The following is an 18,578-nucleotide window of genomic DNA, read 5'->3' as shown; positions in this document are numbered from 1 at the left end:
GCGAGGCGGTCAGTGCGCGAAGCGCGCGGTCGCGACGTCTCGGAGGACCGGGACGTACGTGGACCGGGCGACCCGCGGCCGCCGGCGACGCGGTTCTGCCGGCGCCGTGTGGTGCGCCGTTCCCCGCAGCGCGTCGCTCATGGCGACGATCAGGGTCTCGATGTGCTCGCGCATGATTCCTCCTCGTTCCCCTGAGAAGAGCCCGCGGTGCCGCCGGTGATACGTCTCTCTATCTGTCCGTCACGCTACGCCGGGGGTCCGACATCGGCCCCGGCGCCGGCCTGCGAAACACGGGGATCCCGCGGGAATCGGCCGGGCACGCGGCATCCGTCCGATTCCCACGGGATCTCCGATCCTTGCGGAGCCGCGCTCAGCGGAAGCGCGGGTCGCTCCGCGGCGAGGTGTCGACCTTGAGGCCGAGCGCGTCCGCGACCTCGCGCCACGAGACGTACGAGAAGTTCGTCGCGTCGCGCTCGTCGTCGACCTCGGGACCGCTGTCGGGCTCGTCGTGCGTGACGAGCAGACCCTCGCGATAGTCGCCGACCGGGCGGTTGGTCACGGCGAGCCCGTCCGACCCGTTCACATCGTCGACGCCGCCCACGCCCGCGACGCGGAACGTGCCGACGAGGTCGTTGCGGCCCTGCGTGCGGTAGACCGCGTAGGTGTCGTCGCCCTGGCTCGACACGATGACGTATCCCGTGGCGCCGGGACCGTAGTAGACGTCGACGCCCTCGGCATCGGCCTCGAGCGCCGTCCCGCCGAAGCCGGTCGCCTCGGCGTCGACCGGTGCGCACTCCTCCGACTCGGGGTCGTACGCGTCGTGGATGCCGAAGTCGCGCACGCGGTCGATGAGCTTCGGCTCGCCCGAACCGATCGGCAGCTGCAGGCGCCAGAGGCCCACGTCCTCCTGCGCCGCATACAGCACGCCCGTGCGCTGATCGACGCTGAGGCCCTCGAGCTGCGGCAGCACGCCCGGCTCGTCGCACGGTGTCCACGTCGTGCCGTCGGGCAGCGCGAACGACGCCGGGAAGTCGACCGACGCGACCGGCGTGTAGCCCACCCGCCCGTCGGCCACGGTAAGCGCCGCGGTCGCCACGGTGGTGTGTCCCTCGCGCGTCACCACGGCGACCGGCGCCTGACCCTTCGGCTGCCACACCGCCAGACCGTACGCCGTCTGCTCCTCGTCGACCTCGTCGCGATCGGCGCTGAAGAGGAACGGCAGTTCCGGCGCAGTCACCTCGTGCAGAGGGACGGATGCCTCGGCCCCGGCCGCGTCGATCGCGAAGAAGCGGAGCTGGTCGTTGTAGCGGTCCGAGACGACCGCGATGTCGGCGGGCCCCGAGCCCAGGTCGATCCCATACGCGATGTCGACGTTGTTGTAGCGGCCGTCGACGCCGTCGGCGCGCGGAGCAGGCTCAGCGGTGAGCGACTGCAGCTCGGCGCCGTCGAGGTCGTACACGCGCAGGCCGCCCTCCTTGGCCGTCGCGATCACGATCGAGTCGCGCGAGTCGCCGGGGTCGACCCAGATGGCCGGGTCGTCGCCCGAGGCGTTGCCGCCCTCCTCGTCGTCGTACAGCACGGGCGTCTCAACGGACGTGGTGACGACTGCGAGCGGCACGGGCTCGCCGGAGGGACGCGCGGATGCGGCCAGCGGCACGGACACAGCGAGGACGGCGGCCAGCGGCGCCGCGAGTAGGAGTCGGGGAGACATGCCTCCGACCCTGGCTCGCCCACTCGAATTCGACGTGTCGCCAGAGTGAACGCTCCCCGCAGGCGCCGACGCCCTCTGCTCACCTGTCACGATGTGTGGCTCGAGCCGGCACTTCGCGACAGGTGAGCAGTCCTGTGATGGCTCCCGAGGTCAGGCGGGCAGCTCGGCGAAGGCGCGCACGGGGAACGTGCCGAAGCCCTCGACGGCGGGCGGCGCTGCGGTGAACCGCGCGCCGCGCGGCGGCAGCGCCCCGAGGTTCGTGAGGTGCTCGACCACGTGCACGCCGGCGCCGAGCAGCAGCGAGTGCGCAGGCCGCTCGCCGCCCGACTCGGTGTCGTCGATGTTCACCGAGTCGATGCCGACGAGCGCCGCCCCGGCGTCGATGAGCCACTGGGCGGCCTCGCCCGCGAGGAACGGCGCCCCGGCTCCGTACTCCGGCTGCCCGAACCAGCGGTCCCAGCCGGTGTGCAGCAGGACGGCCGCGCCGCGCACGTCGCGATCGGCGAGTGTGGCGGAACGGATGCCTCGGCGCGAGCCATCCCAGGCGTCCTCGAGGTGGAACACCTCGGCGCGCAGGCCCACGAGCGACGACAGGTCGAGGCCCGCCAGGTCGCTGCCGTCGGCGTAGCGGTGGAAGGGCGAGTCGAGGTAGGTGCCGGTGTTGCCGATCATGTGGATGACGTCCATCGCGAACTCCGTGCCCGGCGCGTACCGGGCGCGCGAGTCCTCGCGGGTGAGGTGGGGCGTGATCGTGGGCGCGGGAAGGCCGGGGTAGGTCACGAGCCCGGCGCGGATCGGGTGGCTGAGGTCGACCACGCGCGTTCCGCCGGCGACCGGGGACGCGGCATCCACTCCCCTGCTGCCGCGGTGCGCCTCCTCGACGATGCGCAGGCCCCGTAGCTCCACCTCATCGACGAGGGCCAGCCCGAGGTGCGCGATCAGGAGTCGCGCGATCTCGCCCTCCGTGGCATCCGCGCTCGGAAGGTCGAGCCGGAACCCCGTGCCGGCGAGGCCACCGCCGTTGGCGAAGCGGATGTCGAAGTCGAAGTGGGCGCGGTATTCGGGCATGCGGTCAGCGTAGGGGCGCAGCATCCGTCTCCCACGGCTGGGTTCGGAGAATGGCAGGCGACTCCCGTCAGACGGCAGGAATGCTCCGGCCCTCAGGGCCGGACGAGCAGGTACCCGCGAGCGTCGTCGAAGCCGCCGATGACGAGGCCGTCGGCGAGGTGCCCGACGAGCTGCTCGCGCACGCGCGTGCGCCAGACCGCGGCATCCACCGGCGTCTCGCGGCGGAGGGTCTCTATGTCGTGCGGGATCTCGACCGAGGCGACCACGCGCTCGTCCTCGGGGGTGGGCACCGGCGGCGCGGCGAGCGCCCACGAGACCATGATGCGGTCGGTCTCGTCGCCGCGGTTGACGCCGTCGTCCATCGGACCGTAGTGGTTCACGAGGTATTCGGTGACGCGCGTGCCGAGCACGCGCAGGTTGAAGTGGGCGTTACGGGCGACGAGGGGGTCGAACGTCCAGGTGATGTGACCGACGCCGCGGGCGAGGGCCCACTCCTGCTGGTGCCGCTTCAGCACGCGGCCGAGCCCCTGCGCCTGGTGGTCGGCGAGGACGCCGGTGATGTGACTGTGCATCGAGCGCGCGGCGGGCTCCGCGAAGAACGCGACGGATGCCCCGACCATGCGCTCCTCGTCGTACAGGCCGACGGCGTAGTTGCCGGCGTGGGCGAGGGCGCGCAGCAGGTTCGGCGGCATGCCGCCCCGGTCGCCGCCCCACACCTCGGCGAGCACGGCCGACGCGCGGTGGACCTCTTCGACGGTGTCGAGGAAGCGGATGTCGATGCCGGGCGGCGTCGCGGTCTCGGCCATGTGCTAAGTCTGCACCCGCGGAGCCCGGCAGAACTCCTTCGATCCGGCCGGGGCACCACGGAATCCCGCATGAAACGGCGGCCTGGACGCGCCATCGAAGGAGTTCTGCAGCGCCGGCGGCGGAGCCCGGTGCTCGCAGCCCCGATAGCCTGAACTGATGGGCACGGGTGACGAGGACGCGAGAAGAAGACTCACCCGGATGCCTCGCCAGGGCGCCATCGTGGCGGTCCTGGCGATCGCGGGGCTCGCGTCTTCCTTCATGTTCACGCTCGTCGTGCCCATCCAGTCGAAGCTGCCCGAACTCCTGAACGCGAGCCGCGACGACACCGCGTGGGTCGTGACCTCGACCCTTCTCGCGGCCGCCGTGATGACCCCGATCGCCGGACGTCTCGGCGACATGTACGGCAAGCGCCGCATCGTGCTCGTGCTGCTGGCGCTGCTGGTCGCCGGCTCGGTGATCGCCGCCGCCTCCCCCGGCATCGTCGGCGTGATCATCGGGCGTACGCTGCAGGGCGCGGTGACCGGCGTGATCCCGCTCGGCATCTCGATCCTGCGCGACGTGCTGCACGAAGACCGGGTGGACTCGGCCATCGCCCTCATCAGTGCGACGCTCGGTGTGGGCGGTGCGCTCGGGCTCCCGATCAGCGCCTTCATCACCGAGCGCAGCGACTGGCACGTGCTGTTCTGGGTCGCCGCCGGCCTCGGCGCGATAGTGTTCGCCCTCGTGCTGTGGATCGTGCCGGTGAGCGCCCTGCGCACGGGCGGGAAGTTCGACTACCTCGGCGCGGCCGGCCTCGCGGTCGGCCTCGTCGGCGTGCTGCTCGCGGTGTCGCGGGGCAACGAGTGGGGCTGGACCTCCCCCGTCGTGCTCGCGTGCGGCCTCGGCGGCCTCGCCGTGCTGCTGCTGTGGGGCTGGTACGAACTGCGCATCACGGACCCGCTGCTCGACCTCCGCGTCGCGGCGCGGCGGCCGGTGCTGCTCACCAACCTCGCCTCGATCGCATTCGGCTTCTCGCTGTTCGCGTCGAACGTGATCTACCCGCAGATGCTCGAGCTGCCGACCGCGGCAGGCGGGTTCGGCCTCTCGCTCGTGGCCGCGAGCCTCATCGTGATGCCGGCAGGCCTCGTGATGATGGTGCTCTCGCCCTTCTCGGGGCAGCTCGCGCGCACGGTCGGGCCCAAGCTGCTCCTCGTCGTCGGCGCCGTCTCGCTCGTCATCACCTACGGGTTCACCCTCCTGTTCGCGAGCGAGGTGTGGCAGATCCTCGTGGCGAACATCGGCATCGGCTTCGGCATCGGCTTCGGCTACGCGGCGATGCCGATGCTCATCATGCGCTCGGTGCCGCAGTCCGAGACGGGCGCGTCGAACGGCCTCAACGCGCTGTTCCGCTCGCTCGGCACCAGCACCGCCGCCGCCGTGATCGGCGCGGTGCTCGCGACGTTCGCGGTCGAGGTCGACGGCGTGCCGGTGCCCGATCCGGCGGCGTTCCACGTCTCGTTCCTGCTCGGCGGCGGGGCCGCGCTCGTCGCGCTGCTCGTCGCACTGTTCATCCCGCGCCACCACGCGCCCCAGGAGCGGCATCCGTCCCTCCCGGAGTGACGGACTGCTGCACCTTCCTGCGACCGCTGCGTCGCGCGACGGCGCAGTTGCCGGAAAGTGCAGCAGTTGCGCGGACCCGGCGGGTTCAGCCGCGCAGCCGGGCCAGTCGTGGAGAGCCGGGCGCGAGCCGCTCGGCGACGGCGACCGCCGAGAGGATCGCGCTCTCGTGGGAGTCGGCGTCGGCGGTGTAGAGCCCCGCGAGCGACACCCCGTGCCGTCCTTGCAGCGGGCGCAGCCGGCTCTGGGCGTCGAAGTACTCGGTGTCGATGAGGCCGTGCCGGTATGTTGCGGTCGCGTAGAGCGGCTCCGGCAGCTCAGCGTCGTACGTCACCCAGCTCTTGAAGACCTCGACCCCGCGCGAGGGGCTCCAGATCGAGAGCGAGCTGTGCGCAGCATCCGTCCGCACGTTCACGACCGACCACGCGCGCTCGTCGCGCGGCATCAGCCGCCGGTCGCCGTGGATTGCGATGGTCGTGTCGAAGTACCCGAGCCGCGCGAGCTGCGCGGTGAGTTCGGCGAGCTCCGGCAGCGGCGCGAGCAGGTCGTGCGCCGTCTGCGCATCGCACGCGAACACGAGATGGTCGAACGGATGCTGCGCCCCGGCCGCCTCGACGAGCAGCGAGCCGTCGGCATCCCGCGTGACGGAATCGACCGGCGCGCCGGTGTGCAGGCTCGCGCGGTCGAGCGAGGCGACAAGGGCGTCGACGTAGACGCGGAGCCCGCCGGGGATCTCGCTCTGCTCGGGCGGCGTCAGCCCGCGCGGGAGGTTCGCCCCCAGGTAGTAGAGCGCGTTGTAGGCGGCGAACCGGCGGAAGTCGGAGAGGTCGACGCACCAGAACGCAAGCAGCAGCGGGAAGAGGAAGTCGTCGACGAACGCCTTCGGCAGCCGCTCGCGCTCGACGTACTCGGCGATCGTCACGGTCGTGTCGTGCTCGGCGAGGAACGCCGGCAGGCGCGACAGGAACGCCCGGAAGCGCACCAGGTGGACGATCGCGCGCGGCGTGAGCGACGCCCACACCGGCCGGCCGCGCCGGAACGGCGGCATGGCGACCGGCCGCGTGCCGTCGATCCGAGACACCGTCAGCGTCGCCGGGTACGTCGTGCGCGGCACCTCGAGCTCGTCGAGCAGCCGGTTGAACGTCGCGTAGGCGGCGCTGCGCGCGAAGAACTGGAAACCGGCGTCGACAGCGAGCACCCGCCCGTCGACCTCGACGTCGACCGTGTGCGCGTGACCGCCGAGACGGTCGTCCTTCTCGAACAGCGTGACGTCGTGGTCGTCCTCGAGCAGCCATGCGGCCGCGAGTCCCGCGGCGCCGCCGCCGATGATGCCGATCCGCATGTGCGCGCCGTTCTGTGAGCCCCCGCTCAGACTAGGGCGTTCGCCCCTGGGGCTATCGCGCCCGCGCGCCCCGTCGCTAGCCTGACGTCAACCGGGGGCGACGGGAGCGGGCGATGGACGGACGTGAGCAGGGCTTTCAGGGGGACGACGCGACGCGGGGAGATCGCAAGCCCGAGCAGGTACCGGTCGGCCCGCCCGACGGGGCCACGGCCGCCGCGGATGCCACCCGAACCGGCACGGTAGCCGCCGCGAGCGGAACGGATGCCGCGGGCACCACCGCCCCGGAAGACGGCGCCGACCACGACACCCGGTTCTTCGGGCAGCCCTGGGCCCTTGCGCACATCTTCGGCGTGGAGATGTGGGAGCGCTTCAGCTTCTACGGCATGCAGGGCATCCTGCTCATCTACATGTACTACTCCGTCGCCGACGGGGGCCTGGGCATCCCGGAGGCGACGGCGACCGGCATCGTCGGCGCCTACGGCGGCACCGTGTACCTCTCGACGATCCTGGGCGCCTGGGTGGCCGACCGCCTGCTCGGCTCGGAACGCGTCCTGTTCTTCAGCGCGTGGGTCATCATGGCGGGCCACATCGCCCTCGCGCTGCTCCCGAGCGTGTGGGGGCTCGGCGTCGGCCTCATCCTCGTCGCCGTCGGCTCGGGCGGGCTGAAGGCCAACGCGACCGCCGTCGTCGGCACGCTGTACTCCCCGAAGGACCCGCGCCGAGACGCCGGGTTCTCCCTCTTCTACCTCGGCATCAACCTCGGTGCGTTCCTCGGCCCGCTCGTGACCGGGTTCCTGCAGAGCAACGTCGGGTTCCACTGGGGATTCGGGGTCGCGGCGATCGGCATGGCGATCGGCCTCATCCAGTACTCGTTCGGACGCAAGCAGCTGCCGGCGTCGTCACGGGTGGTCGCGAACCCGCTCCCCGCGAACCGCCGGGGCATGATGATCGGCATCGGCATCGCGGGGCTGCTGCTCATCGTCGTGCTCGTGCTCACCGGGGTCATCCGCGCCGACAACCTCGCCGGCGTCGTGATCCTCGTCACTCTTGCCGCTGCCATCGCCTACTTCTGCGTCATCATCTCGTCGCGCGCGATCAGCGGCGACGACCGCTCGCGCGTCGTCGGGTTCATCCCGCTCTTCATCGTCAACGTGGGTTTCTGGTCGTTGTACCAGCAGCAGTTCACGGTGCTGACGATCTACTCCGACAAGCAGCTGGACCGCACGATCTTCGGCTGGGAGATGCCGGTGTCGTGGGTGAACTCGATCAATCCCATCTTCGTCATCATCCTGTCGGGCGTCTTCGCCGCGATCTGGACGAAGCTCGGCAACCGCGCCCCGTCGGCACCTGTGAAGTTCTCGCTCGGCGCGATGATCATGGGCGTCGCGTTCCTGCTCTTCCTGCCGTGGGCGAACGGCGCACCGAACTCGACACCCCTGCTGGCGATCGTGATGATCCTCTTCGTGTTCACGATCGCCGAGCTGTTCATCTCTCCTCCGGGCCTCTCTGTGACGACCAAGCTCGCGCCCGAGCGCTTCCACACGCAGATGGTGGCGCTGTACTTCCTTTCGATCGCTCTCGGCACCGCGATCGCCGGCTGGCTCGCCCAGTTCTACGACCCGACGAACGAGATCCCTTACTTCACCCTGCTCGGCGGCATCGCCATCGTGCTGGGCCTCGCGCTTCTCGCCGCGGCCAAGCCGGTGCTGAAGCTCATGCGCGGGGTCCGATAGACATCGAGTGGCGCGAGCGCCCGGGCTCCAGCGCGAGCTCTCCGCGGGGCGTGGCCAGTCGGGCGGTCACGCCATGCGGCACGTCGACCGTCACGGATGCCGCATCGCCGGCGACCGCCCACTCCACGGCGAGCCGCCCGTAGGGCGTTCCGACGTGCGCGCGCACGTGGTCCAGCCCGGCCTCGAAGTCGGGCGCGATGACCGCGGTGCGGTAGCCGGGTGCGGTGGGACGGATGCCGGCGACCCGGCGGTAGAGGAAGTCGTCGACGCTGCCCGGCGCATAGTGGTTGAACGACATCGGGCGGATCTCGCCGTCGGGTGAGATCGCGTCCCACGCCTCCCAGATCGTGGTAGCGCCACGGTCGACCTCGTAGAGCCAGGACGGCATCTCGGACTGCCACAGCAGCGTGCGGGCGACGTCGGGGTGGCCGGAATCGCACAGCACGTCCAGCAGGTAGGGCGTCGACAGGAATCCGGTGTCGAGGCGGTTCCCGCGCTCGCGGATCAGTTCCACGAGGCGCGCCGCGGTGCGGGCGCGCAGTTCGGCGGGGATCATGTCGAACGCGAGCGCGACGACGTACAGGCCCTGCAGCCGCACCGGCAGGTCGCCGTGGGCATCGACGTACTCCGCGGCGAACGCCGCGCGCACCTGAGCGGCCAGCTCGCCGAGGTGCGCAGCATCCGTCGCCCGCCCGAGGACCGCAGCGGCACGCGCGGCGATCGTGAGCGTGTTCGCCTGGAACATCGGCGCGAGGTACTCCCCCGTGAGCGCCGGCGCGATGCCGATCGCCTCATGCATCGGGCGCCCCTCCATCGTGCTCGGGGTCAGCCAGTCGCCGAACTGCGCGCCGGTGTCGTAGAGCAGCGCCTGCGCGTCCGCACGCGCCTCATCGAGCGCTACTTCGGCGAGGGACGCCGGCAGCTCGGCGCGCGCGGTCGTCGTCTGGTAGTCGATCCACCGGAGCATCGCGTCGAAGTTCTCCTCGAGTACGCGGCGGTCGCCGGTGCGCTCGTAGAGGGTCCACGGCACGATCGCGATGGCGTCGCTCCACCCGGCGGCGGCCACGATCGAGCCGATCCCCTGCGCCTTCGCCGCGGCCTCGGCGTCGAACGGCGAGCGCGGCGAGAAGATCGGGATCCGGCCGTCCTGCAGCTGATCAGCGCGCAGATTGTCGAGCCACCGCGCGAGGAACGGCACCACCTGCGCGTTGTTCGTCGCCGCTCCGACGAACGCCTGGATGTCGCCGGTCCAGCCCGCGCGCTCGCGCTGCGGGCAGTCGGTGGGCACCGACAGGAAGTTGCCGCGCTGACTCCAGACGACGTTCTGATGCAGGCGGTCGAGACGGGGATCGGATGCCTCGAACCAGCCGGTCTGCTCCAGATCGCTCGCCAGCACGACGGCGACGACGTCGTCGACCGACAGGTCCATGGTCAGGCCGCTGACGCGCGCGTAGCGGAAGCCGTGGAACGTGAACTCCGGCTCCCATTCGTCGGGTCCGCCGGCGGCGATGAAGACGTCGGTCTGCTCCTTGTTGATCCCGGCGATGTTCGCGAACCACGAGCCATCCGCGGCGAGCGTCTCGGTGTGTTCGATCGCCACGCGCTGACCGGGGGCTGTGTCGCGCAGACGGAGCCGCACGCGGCCGACGAGCACCTGCCCGAAGTCGACGACGGCCCCCTCGGCGGTCTCGACGACCGCGACCGGCGACACTTCGAGCACGCGGCGGACCGGCTCGCCACGCAGGGGCACGAGAGCGGCGTGGTCGCGGCCGGCGTCGGCCGCCGGCATCCATCCGCCGTCGTCGAAGCCGGGCCGGTCCCAACCTGCAGGCACGGCGCGCCGGTCGAATCGCTCGCCCACGAACAGGTCGGCGTACGCCCACGGCCCGGTCTCGCTGCGCACGTCGGCGCCCGACGCGACGATCTGCGTCGCGCCGTCGGCGTAGTCGATGTGGAGCTGCCAGACCGCCGACGTGCGCGTGCCGAACTGCGCACTCGAGCCGGTCAGGCCGATCCTGCCCGCCCACCAGCCGTCCGCCAGCGCGACGCCGAGGACGTTCTCCCCTTCGACGAGAGCCGCCGTCACGTCGGCCGTCGAGAACGACACGCGATGCTCGTAGCTGTCGAAGCCCGGTGCGAGGACGTGATCGTCGGAGCGCGCACCGTTGATGAACGCGGAGTACACGCCGCGGGCGGTGGCGAACAGCCGCGCCCGCACGGCACCGGGACCGACCTCGAACCGCTGGCGCAGCAGCTGCGCGGGACGCAGCCGCTCCTCGGGCGGCGAGTCGGGACCGAGTCCGCGGATCCAGTCGACGATGCTCCACCGCTCGACCACGGCATCCCGCTGAACGGGTTCGATCCAGGGCGCGACCCAGTCGGAGGCGTCCAGCAGGGACGTCTCGAAGGTCGAATCTGCCCAGTCCGACCACTCGCCCTCGGTGGCACGACTGCGCACCCGCCACTCGTATGCCGTGTTCGAGATCAATGATTCCCCGGCGTAGACGATGGGGGCGGCGTCGGCGGTCTGAATCTCGCCACTCGCCCACACGACCCTGCCCGCGGTCGACACCTCGAGTTCGCACGCGGCCCGAACGTGGTCGACGAACCACGAGAAGCGCGGGCGGCGTACGCCGACGCCGATCGGGGCGCTGAGGTGCTCGACACGGAGGTCGTGGGGGGCGGCAGTCATGGTCGATCCGACGTCAGTGGGCGGCGGCGAATCGCGTGGTCAGGGTGCCGATGCCCTCGATCTCGCTCACGAGCACATCCGCCGGGGTGATGAACCGCGGCGGGGTGCGCCGGTTGCCGATGCCCGATGGCGTGCCCGAGAAGATGATGTCGCCCGGCAGCAGCGGGCAGACCGCCGACAGCCGCATCAGCAGCTCGGGGACGTCGTACAGCATCATCGACGTGCGCGAGGCCTGCATGCCCTCGCCCGACAGCGTGCACGAGATGGCGAGGTCGTCGCGGTCGGTGAACTCGTCCGGCGTCACGAGCCACGGCCCGGTCGGGCCGAAGCCGGGGAACGACTTGCCGAGGCTGAACTGCGGGGCCGAGCCCTGCAGCTGCGTGATCCGCTCCGACAGGTCCTGGCCGATCGTGAGCCCCGCGACGTGATCCCACGCGTGCTCCCGGTCGACGCGGTACGCCTCACGGCCGATCACGACGACGAGCTCGACCTCCCAGTCGACGTTGCCCTCGGGCAGCTCCACGACGGCCTCCGGGCCGACGATCGACGACGGGAACTTCGTGAACGTGACCGGCATCCCGTCCGGCGGGTATCCGGCCTCCGCGGCGTGCTCGGCGTAGTTCAACCCGATCGCGAACACCTGCCGCGGGCGAGGCACCGGCGCGCCGAGTCGGGTCGCCTCGAAGGCGATGGATGCTGCGGCCGCAGCATCCGGAACCGCCGACGCCCATTCCGCGAACGACTGCCAGTCGCTGAACAGCGCCTGCGGATCGGCGCCGAAACGCCCGCCCGATGCCTGCTCGACGTCGACCGCGCGGTCGCCGATGACGACGACCGCGCGACCGGCGAGGTTCGCGAGCCTCACCAGTCGACCCGCTGCGGAGCGGGCTCGCCGTAGCGGTCCTCCCAGCTGATGACGGTGTTGCGCAGCGTCCCGATGCCGGTGATCTCGGCCTCGATCTGGTCGCCGGGCTTCAGGTAGAAGTCGAACGGGTTGTCCTGGATCGCCGCGACGCCCGAGATCGTGCCGGTCGTGATGATGTCGCCGGCGCTGTAGATCTGCGGCGAGTGGTAGGCCACCAGGTGCGGGAACTTGATGCGGGTCTGGTTCGTGTTGCCCTGCTGGCGCACCTCGCCGTTCACGCGCAGCTGCATCGGCAGCTCGTGCATGTCGGGCACCTCGTCGCGCGTGACGATCCACGGGCCGATGGGGCAGAACGTGTCGATCGCCTTCGAGAACGAGAAGACGCCCGACTCCATCTCCTTGCGCTGGATGTCGCGCGCCGAGATGTCGTTGAACACCGTGAAGCCCGCGATGTAGTCGTCGGCCTCGTCGGGTCCGAAGAACTTGCCGGACTTGCCGATGATGATGGCGAGCTCGAGCTCGTAGTCCATCTCCTTCGTCAGGTGGTCGGGGTAGACGATGTCGTCGTCGGGGCCGATGATCGCGTCGACGTTCTGGAAGAACACGATGCCCTTGTGCACGGGGTGCGACCAGTTGACGGCCTCGAGCTCGTTGTGATGGTCGGCGAAGTTGCCCGCCGTGTGGAAGAACTTCTTGGGGCGGATCGGCGCCTCGAGCTTCACGTCGCCGTACGCGAGGCGCTCGCCGGTCTCGCGGACGTCGCCGCCGCGCTCGAAGTATTCACGGGTCGAGGGGACGTCGAGCTCGATGACGACGCCCTCCTCGAGTTCCAGCCGGCCGACGCGTCCGCCGTCGAAGGTGATGAGCTTCATGTGTTCTGTCTCCTAGGTGTGTCGAAGGACGGTTCCTGAGCCTGTCGAAGGATCAGGCGCCGACCATGTTGAAGCCGCCGTCGGCGAGCATGTATCCGCCGGTCAGGTGCGCCGCCTCGTCGGTGGCGAGCCAGAGGCACGCGCCGGTCACGAACTCGGGCGGCGGGATGACGCCCATCGGCGTCTGCGACAGCAGCACCTCGCGGCGTCCGTTCTTCCAGTCCTCGCGGTTCAGCAGGCGCTCCGTCTCCATGAATCCGGGCGCGAAGGTGTTGACGCGCACCGCCGGGGCGAAGGCCTTGGCGTAGGACTTGGTGATGCCGAGGATCGCGTACTTCGCCGCGGCGTACTGCGGTGCCCGCGCCGAGCCGCGCACGATCACCGTCGAGCCGACCTGCACGATGCTGCCGTGGCCCTGCGCCAGCATCCGCTCGCCGAACTCGTGCGTCATGAGGAGCGTGCCCTTGACGTCGATGTCGATGACGGCGTCGAGGGCCTCCTGCGTGAGCTCGTCCCAGTTCATCTGCTCGCTCGAGACGTCGCCGACGTTGTTGACGAGCACGTCGAGCGTGCCGAACGCGGCCCACACCTCGTCGGCCATGCGCTTGATCTGGTCCCACGAGCCGATGTCGGCCTGCACGAGGATTCCGTCGCTGCCCGCCTCGCGGATGCGCTCGAGGGTCGCCTCGGCGCCCGCCTTGGACGAGCGGTAGTGGACGGCGACCTTCGCGCCCTCCTGCGCGGCACGGACGGCGATCTCGGCGCCGAAGCCGGTGCCGGCGCCGGTGACGAGCACGGTCTTGCCGGCGAAGCGGGGGAAGATCTGGGGGTCGGTCATCGGGTTCTCCAATCGTCGAGCGCGCTCAGACGAGCGTGCGTCCGCCGTCGATGTACATGACATGGCCGGTGACGAACCCGGCATGCCGTGAGGACAGGAAGAGCGCCGGGCCGGTGAGCTCGTCGGGGGTGCCGAGACGGCCGGCCGGGACGAGGCTCTCGAGATCCTGGCGCTTGCCGGGCTTGGCGAGCTCGCCCGCGGTGAGCGGCGTCTCGATGTAGCCCGGCGCCAGGGCGTTCACCGTGACCCCCGACGCGGCCCACTCGCGCGCCATGACCCGCAGGAGCTGGTTGATCCCGCCCTTCGAAGCCGCGTAAGGGCCGTGGGAGTGGTGGGCCAGCAGTCCGGAGACGCTCGACAGTGCGAGCACTCGACCGTGAGCCTGCGCGACCATGTGGCGGCCGGCGGCCTGCGCCAGCCCGAAGAGGGACGACAGGTTGACCCGCAGGATGTGGTCCCACTCGTCCTCGGTGAACTCGAGGATCGGACGCCGGTCGTTGATGCCGACGGCATGCAGCAGCACGTCGAGGCCGCCCAGCTCTTCGACGACGTCGGCCACGACCCGCTCCCCCGCGCCGTGCTCGGTGAGGTCGGCCTGGAAGAGCGCGTACCGCGCCCCCGTGGCGTCGAGGTCGGCGCCGATCGCATCCAGCGCGCGCTGATCGCGGTCGACGACGGCGACGGATGCCCCGGCCTCGGCGTACGCGAGGGCGCACGCGCCGCCGATCCCGCCGGCTCCGGCGACGAGCACGCGCGCGCCATCGAGTCCGAGCCATGCGGCCTTGGCGGCGTGGAGGGTGTCTGCCATGACGTCTCTCGCAATCGAGTTCATTGGATGAAAGCGACTTTCGTTGATTGAATGTAGGCTGATCCCAGCGATTCGTCAAATGGAGGAGACAGATGCCGCCCCGCGTTCCCCCGCTCCGTCCCGAGGAGCTCTCCCCCGCACAGGCCGACCTGTACGGCGCGATCGCCGGCGGGCCGCGCGCCCAGGGGCCGCAGCACTTCGCCCTGACCAGGCCGGACGGTTCGCTGCGCGGCCCCTTCAACGCCCTTCTGCTCGCCCCCGACCTGGGTGGCGCGCTCCAGCACGTCGGCTCCGCCATCCGTTACCGGGGTGCGCTCACCGATCGCGCGCGAGAGATCGCGATCCTGCTCGTGGCGTCCCATTGGGACAGCGCCTTCGAGCGCGAAGCCCACGAGGCGGTGGGCGCCGCCGCGGGCCTCGGCGACGCCGAGCTGACCGCGCTGCGCACGGGCGACATCACGCCCTTCGAAGGTGACGAAGGTCTCGTCGCCGCCGTCACCCTCCAGCTCGTCGGCGGCGATCTCGACGACGAACTCTGGGACGCGGCATCCGTCGCCCTCGGCGCAGCCGTCGTGTTCGAGCTCACGACGCTCGTCGGCTACTACGCCACCCTCGCCCTCCAGCTGCGCGTGTTCCGCGTTGATGGCTGAGATTGCACGCCTCCGAACCGAGAGATACGGTTTCACACGATGAAAGCCGAAGAGACCCCGAGCGAGTCCGCCGAGAAGTCGCCGAGCCGCTATCGCATCGAGGCGCTCGCGAAAGGACTCGACGTCCTGCGGCTCTTCGACGAGTCCGTCACGTCGCTCAAGCTCCGCGACATCAGCGACCGCACGGGCATCCCGATGCCGACCGCCTTCCGGGTGGTCGCGACCCTCGAAGAGGGCGGCTACCTCGAGCGCCTGGCCGATGGGGCCATCCGGCCGGGCGTCGCCGTGCTGCTGCTGGGCTCGGCCGCACTGCGCGGGTCGAGCCTCGTCCAGCTCAGCGAGCAGCCGCTGCGCCACCTCGCCGAGCAGTCCGGCGAGACCGTCAACCTCGGCGTCCTCGTCGGCGACCAGGTGCTGTACCTCGCGCGCCTGCGCAACTCCGACCTCGTGACGGCGAACATCCAGGTCGGGTCGACCCTGCCTGCCGCCTACACCTCGATGGGCAAGCTCCTGCTGGCCTACCTGAGCGATGCCGAGCTCGCCGCGGCCCTCGCGGCACACGACTTCCAGACGGATGCCGGACCCAACGCCGCGACGTCGCTCGACGAGCTGCGCGAGCGCCTGGCGGTCATCCGCGAACAGGGCTATTCGCTCCAGGACCAGGAGGTCGCGGCCGGACTGCGCTCGGTCTCGGTACCCGTGTTCGGACGGGACGCCGCGAAGCCCGCCGCCGCCATCAACATCGCGGTGTCGACGCAGCGTCATGATCTCGCCTCGCTGCGCGGACCGATCCTCGATCGCCTGCGGGCGACGGCGGACGACATCTCGCGGCTCCTCCGCGCCACCTGATCGACCGTCACACCGCCCGCGCGACGGCGGGTCGCGCGTGGGCGACGGCACCCGCGAGCAGCCCGAGCGTCCTTTCGGCGGCCGCGTCGCCGACCTCGTTGAGGAAGCCGTGCATCGCGCCGCGCTCGCGGACGAGCCTGACGTCGGCACCGGCGAGCGCGAGCTCCGCGGCGAACGCCTCACCCGATGCCCGCAAGCGGTCGCGGTCGGCGTTCACGATGAGCGTCGACGGCAGGCCGGCGAGGTCGTGTCCTCCGGGGAACGCGTAGCCCTCGTCGTCGGTCGCGCCCCCGAGATAGTTCGCGTTGATCGCCTGCGTGGACTCGGGCGGGAACGTCAGGAACGGCGGCAGGCCGTCGAGCAGCGACTCGAGCTCCGCTCCCGCCGCCGGCAACGGCGAATGCAGCACCGGGTAGACGAGGGCCAGAAGAGCGGGCACCGAGGTCGCACGGTCGCGAAGCCGCATCGCAGAGCCGGTGGCCAGATTGCCGCCCGCGCTCGCCCCGCCGAGCGACACGCGGCCCGGGTCCGCACCGTACTCGCCCGCGTTCGCGACAGCCCAGTCGAAGGCCGCGACGATCTGCAGCGACGCGACCGGGAACCGCGCCCGCGGCCCCGCAGCCTCTGCAGCGGCCCGGATCTCGTCAGGCGACGGGATGTCGAGGCCCGGCTCGGGCGGGCCGAGCGACTCCAGCGCGTCGAGCGGCGCGAGCGTGTAATCGACCGAGACGACGGTGATCCCGCCGTCGCTGAGACGGCGACCGATCTGGTCAGCCTCCGGCATCTCGAGATCGCCGAACATGAACGCGCCGCCGTGCAGCCAGACCAGCAGCGCGCCGTTCGGCTCCGCCGCGGGGTACACGCGCAGGCGGAAGTCGAAGCCGCCGCCGGCGAGGGCGACGTCGTGGATCACGGTCATCTGCTTGTTCCTCTCATCGGGTGTGGATGCCGGACGCAGCGCCACTCGCAACTCGTCCACCCGGGCGCGATCATCAGGGCGTTCGTCATGCGGTCTCTCCCACCTCTGTGAGCTTCGCGACCAGGTCGCCGAACATGAGCCGGGTGTCGAGGGCGGTGAAGACGCGAACGGGCGGCGCCCCGACGAGCAGGTCGCCGTAGGTGGCGTCTTCTCTGATCGCGCGCCGTGGCTGCAGGGACGACGGCGACGACGACGGGTCGACGCGGAAGGGCCCCCGGAGGGCGGTCAGCAGGACGAGCGGGCTGTCGCCGAGGACGACCGTCTCGCCGCGGTGGAACCCGAGCATCTCGGACATCGTCGCCGTGAAGGTGTCGAGGCATTCGACGAGGTGTGCCGCGAGAGGTCCGAGCGGCGCGACGTGGCGGTGGAGCTCGGCCCAGGTGATGAGGCACTGTTCGTACGTCGTCTCGGGCACCTGCCAGATGGTCATCGAAGACGCGAAGACCACCCCCGCCGCGACAGGGTCGATGGTCGTGTTGAACTCCGCCGGGCGGGGATCCTCCGCATGCGCCGGGCCATAGCCGGGACCGCCGATCCAGACGAGCGTCAGTCGATCCGCGATGCCGGGCTCGTGGAGATACGCCGTGGCGAGGTCCGTCAGCCCCCCGCCCGCACAGTAGAAGAGCGGCAGCGGATCATCACGGAGCGCCTCCGCGATGATCGCCCGCGCCGCGCCGGTGAGCGGCGGCGTGATCCCGGCGCGCAAGCCCGTCTCGGCGCCGGCGAGAGCGCGTTCGGGACGACCGAGCATCTCGACGATGCGATCGGCTGCGATCACCCCGCGCTCCACCACGCCCGGGTCGAATTCGGCGAACGAGTCGGGGATCTTCGACGCGACGACCAGTGCGACGTGCACCGAAGGGCTCAGCAGGTGATGCGCGAGCTGGAAGAGTCCGTCGGGATCCCCTCCGAAGTCGTTGTCGAGGATGACGCGAGCGCGCGGAGCGCCGGAATCGCCCGTTCGGGTGGGGTCTGTCACTTCAGTCTCCTTGTGAACGTGTGACGCGCGAGCAGAAGTCGATCGCGGCGTCGAACACCGCGGACGGGTCGTCGAGCCCCTGCCAGAAGTGCTTTCCGCGCGCGACGGTGTGGAACTCGACATCCGCTCCGACGCCTCGGAGCGCCTCGGCGAGCGCCTCGCTCTGCGCGAACGGCACGTGCTCGTCGGCGGTGCCGTGCGCGATGTGGAACGGCGGAGCGCCGGCGTGCACCTGGTGGGCGGGACTCGCTGCACGGGCGATCTCGGGATGCTGTGCCGCGGGGCCGCCGATCCACCGGGCCTCGCGGGTCTCAGCGGGCGGATCGCCCATGTCGTGTTCCGCCATCGTGAAGAGATCGGCCGGACCGAACCAGTCCACGACGCCGCGCACATCACGGCGACGGAGCGCCGTGAGCGCGGCGATCGTCGCGCCCGCCGAGACTCCCCACAGCACCGGGCGCGAGGCATCCACCCCGTACTCGGCTGCGTGGTCCTGCAACCACGTGATCGCGGCATCCACATCGTCCAGCTGTGCGGGAAAGCGGGCTTCGCCGCTCAGCCGGTATTCGCACGCGGCGATCGCGAAGCCCGCGGCGACGATGCGCTCGAACGACTGGGCATCGGAGATGCCAGGAGTGAACACCTTCCGGCTGCCGCGCAGCCACCCTCCACCGTGGAGGAACACGATGAGGGGTGCGCCGGCGGAATCCGGGGTGCGCAGGTCGAGCGACAGCGGCCGGAAGCCCTCCGGCTGGGCGACGTCGACCTCGAAGAGCGAGGACACAGGTG

General features: G+C 70.9%; 17 protein-coding genes. 4 read left to right on the top strand and 13 right to left on the bottom strand.

Annotation, left to right across the window (positions count from 1 at the left end; translation table 11 throughout):
- Positions 1–9: 9 nt before the first annotated feature.
- From ACFC1K_RS04080 to ACFC1K_RS04065, 4 genes are all read right to left on the bottom strand, one after another.
- Positions 10–174, bottom strand: coding sequence for a hypothetical protein (locus ACFC1K_RS04080; protein ID WP_310286267.1), 165 nt, complete (start codon positions 172–174; stop codon positions 10–12).
- Between the two features lie 196 nt (positions 175–370).
- Entirely contained in the window at positions 371–1,711 is a 1,341-nt protein-coding gene (locus ACFC1K_RS04075) for a phytase (protein WP_375870551.1), read from the bottom strand.
- Between the two features lie 150 nt (positions 1,712–1,861).
- Complete coding sequence (locus ACFC1K_RS04070; protein ID WP_375870550.1) at positions 1,862–2,779, bottom strand: cyclase family protein; 918 nt, start codon at positions 2,777–2,779, stop codon at positions 1,862–1,864.
- A 92-nt stretch (positions 2,780–2,871) separates the two neighbouring features.
- Complete coding sequence (locus ACFC1K_RS04065) at positions 2,872–3,585, bottom strand: GNAT family N-acetyltransferase (RefSeq protein ID WP_375870549.1); 714 nt, start codon at positions 3,583–3,585, stop codon at positions 2,872–2,874.
- 199 nt (positions 3,586–3,784) lie between these two features.
- On the opposite strand from ACFC1K_RS04065, the gene ACFC1K_RS04060 reads away from it, so the two are divergent.
- Positions 3,785–5,185, top strand: a complete 1,401-nt coding sequence (locus tag ACFC1K_RS04060) for an MFS transporter (RefSeq protein ID WP_375870548.1) — start codon at positions 3,785–3,787, stop codon at positions 5,183–5,185.
- A gap of 85 nt (positions 5,186–5,270) precedes the next feature.
- Here the strand turns inward: ACFC1K_RS04060 and ACFC1K_RS04055 are convergent, their stop codons facing one another.
- The gene (locus ACFC1K_RS04055; RefSeq protein ID WP_375870547.1) at positions 5,271–6,524 is read right to left on the bottom strand and encodes an FAD-dependent oxidoreductase; all 1,254 of its coding nucleotides are present in this window, start codon (positions 6,522–6,524) and stop codon (positions 5,271–5,273) included.
- 113 nt (positions 6,525–6,637) lie between these two features.
- Between ACFC1K_RS04055 and ACFC1K_RS04050 the strand changes: the two genes are divergently transcribed.
- On the top strand, positions 6,638–8,257 hold the full coding sequence (locus tag ACFC1K_RS04050; protein WP_375870546.1) for a peptide MFS transporter: 1,620 nt from the start codon (positions 6,638–6,640) through the stop codon (positions 8,255–8,257).
- Here ACFC1K_RS04050 and ACFC1K_RS04045 read toward each other — a convergent pair.
- Genes ACFC1K_RS04045 through ACFC1K_RS04025 form a run of 5 tightly spaced genes read right to left on the bottom strand, consistent with a single transcriptional unit; the run spans position 8,238 to position 14,332 of the window.
- Complete coding sequence (locus ACFC1K_RS04045) at positions 8,238–10,949, bottom strand: family 78 glycoside hydrolase catalytic domain (protein ID WP_375870545.1); 2,712 nt, start codon at positions 10,947–10,949, stop codon at positions 8,238–8,240. The genes ACFC1K_RS04050 and ACFC1K_RS04045 overlap by 20 nt on opposite strands.
- Before the next feature lie 13 nt (positions 10,950–10,962).
- Entirely contained in the window at positions 10,963–11,814 is an 852-nt protein-coding gene (locus ACFC1K_RS04040) for a fumarylacetoacetate hydrolase family protein (RefSeq protein WP_375870544.1), read from the bottom strand.
- The gene (locus ACFC1K_RS04035; protein WP_375870543.1) at positions 11,811–12,686 is read right to left on the bottom strand and encodes a fumarylacetoacetate hydrolase family protein; all 876 of its coding nucleotides are present in this window, start codon (positions 12,684–12,686) and stop codon (positions 11,811–11,813) included. Before ACFC1K_RS04035 ends, ACFC1K_RS04040 begins: the two co-directional genes overlap by 4 nt.
- A gap of 52 nt (positions 12,687–12,738) precedes the next feature.
- Positions 12,739–13,524 carry an SDR family NAD(P)-dependent oxidoreductase gene (locus ACFC1K_RS04030; protein WP_375870542.1) on the bottom strand — a complete coding sequence of 262 codons (786 nt, stop codon included), beginning with the start codon at positions 13,522–13,524 and terminating at the stop codon, positions 12,739–12,741.
- A 25-nt stretch (positions 13,525–13,549) separates the two neighbouring features.
- Positions 13,550–14,332: an SDR family NAD(P)-dependent oxidoreductase gene (locus ACFC1K_RS04025; RefSeq protein ID WP_375870541.1), complete on the bottom strand. Its 783-nt coding sequence runs from the start codon at positions 14,330–14,332 to the stop codon at positions 13,550–13,552.
- A 92-nt stretch (positions 14,333–14,424) separates the two neighbouring features.
- Here ACFC1K_RS04025 and ACFC1K_RS04020 point away from each other — a divergent pair, with 92 nt between their 5' ends.
- On the top strand, positions 14,425–14,982 hold the full coding sequence (locus ACFC1K_RS04020) for a carboxymuconolactone decarboxylase family protein (RefSeq protein WP_375870540.1): 558 nt from the start codon (positions 14,425–14,427) through the stop codon (positions 14,980–14,982).
- Positions 14,983–15,021: 39 nt separating this feature from the next.
- Positions 15,022–15,831, top strand: a complete 810-nt coding sequence (locus tag ACFC1K_RS04015; protein ID WP_375870539.1) for an IclR family transcriptional regulator — start codon at positions 15,022–15,024, stop codon at positions 15,829–15,831.
- Positions 15,832–15,838: 7 nt separating this feature from the next.
- On the opposite strand, the gene ACFC1K_RS04010 is transcribed toward ACFC1K_RS04015, so the two are convergent.
- The 3 genes from ACFC1K_RS04010 to ACFC1K_RS04000 form a co-directional block, all read right to left on the bottom strand.
- Positions 15,839–16,750 carry an alpha/beta hydrolase fold domain-containing protein gene (locus ACFC1K_RS04010; RefSeq protein ID WP_375870538.1) on the bottom strand — a complete coding sequence of 304 codons (912 nt, stop codon included), beginning with the start codon at positions 16,748–16,750 and terminating at the stop codon, positions 15,839–15,841.
- 85 nt (positions 16,751–16,835) lie between these two features.
- The gene (locus ACFC1K_RS04005; protein ID WP_375870537.1) at positions 16,836–17,789 is read right to left on the bottom strand and encodes a nucleoside hydrolase; all 954 of its coding nucleotides are present in this window, start codon (positions 17,787–17,789) and stop codon (positions 16,836–16,838) included.
- Between the two features lies 1 nt (position 17,790).
- The gene (locus ACFC1K_RS04000; protein WP_375870536.1) at positions 17,791–18,573 is read right to left on the bottom strand and encodes an alpha/beta hydrolase fold domain-containing protein; all 783 of its coding nucleotides are present in this window, start codon (positions 18,571–18,573) and stop codon (positions 17,791–17,793) included.
- Positions 18,574–18,578: the final 5 nt, after the last annotated feature.

The organism is Microbacterium sp. NPDC056057 (assembly GCF_042266945.1).
In the GTDB taxonomy this organism is placed as follows: domain Bacteria; phylum Actinomycetota; class Actinomycetes; order Actinomycetales; family Microbacteriaceae; genus Microbacterium; species Microbacterium trichothecenolyticum_C.
The sequence above is the reverse complement of the archived record's forward strand: the minus strand, read 5'-3'. Positions and strand labels throughout refer to the sequence as shown.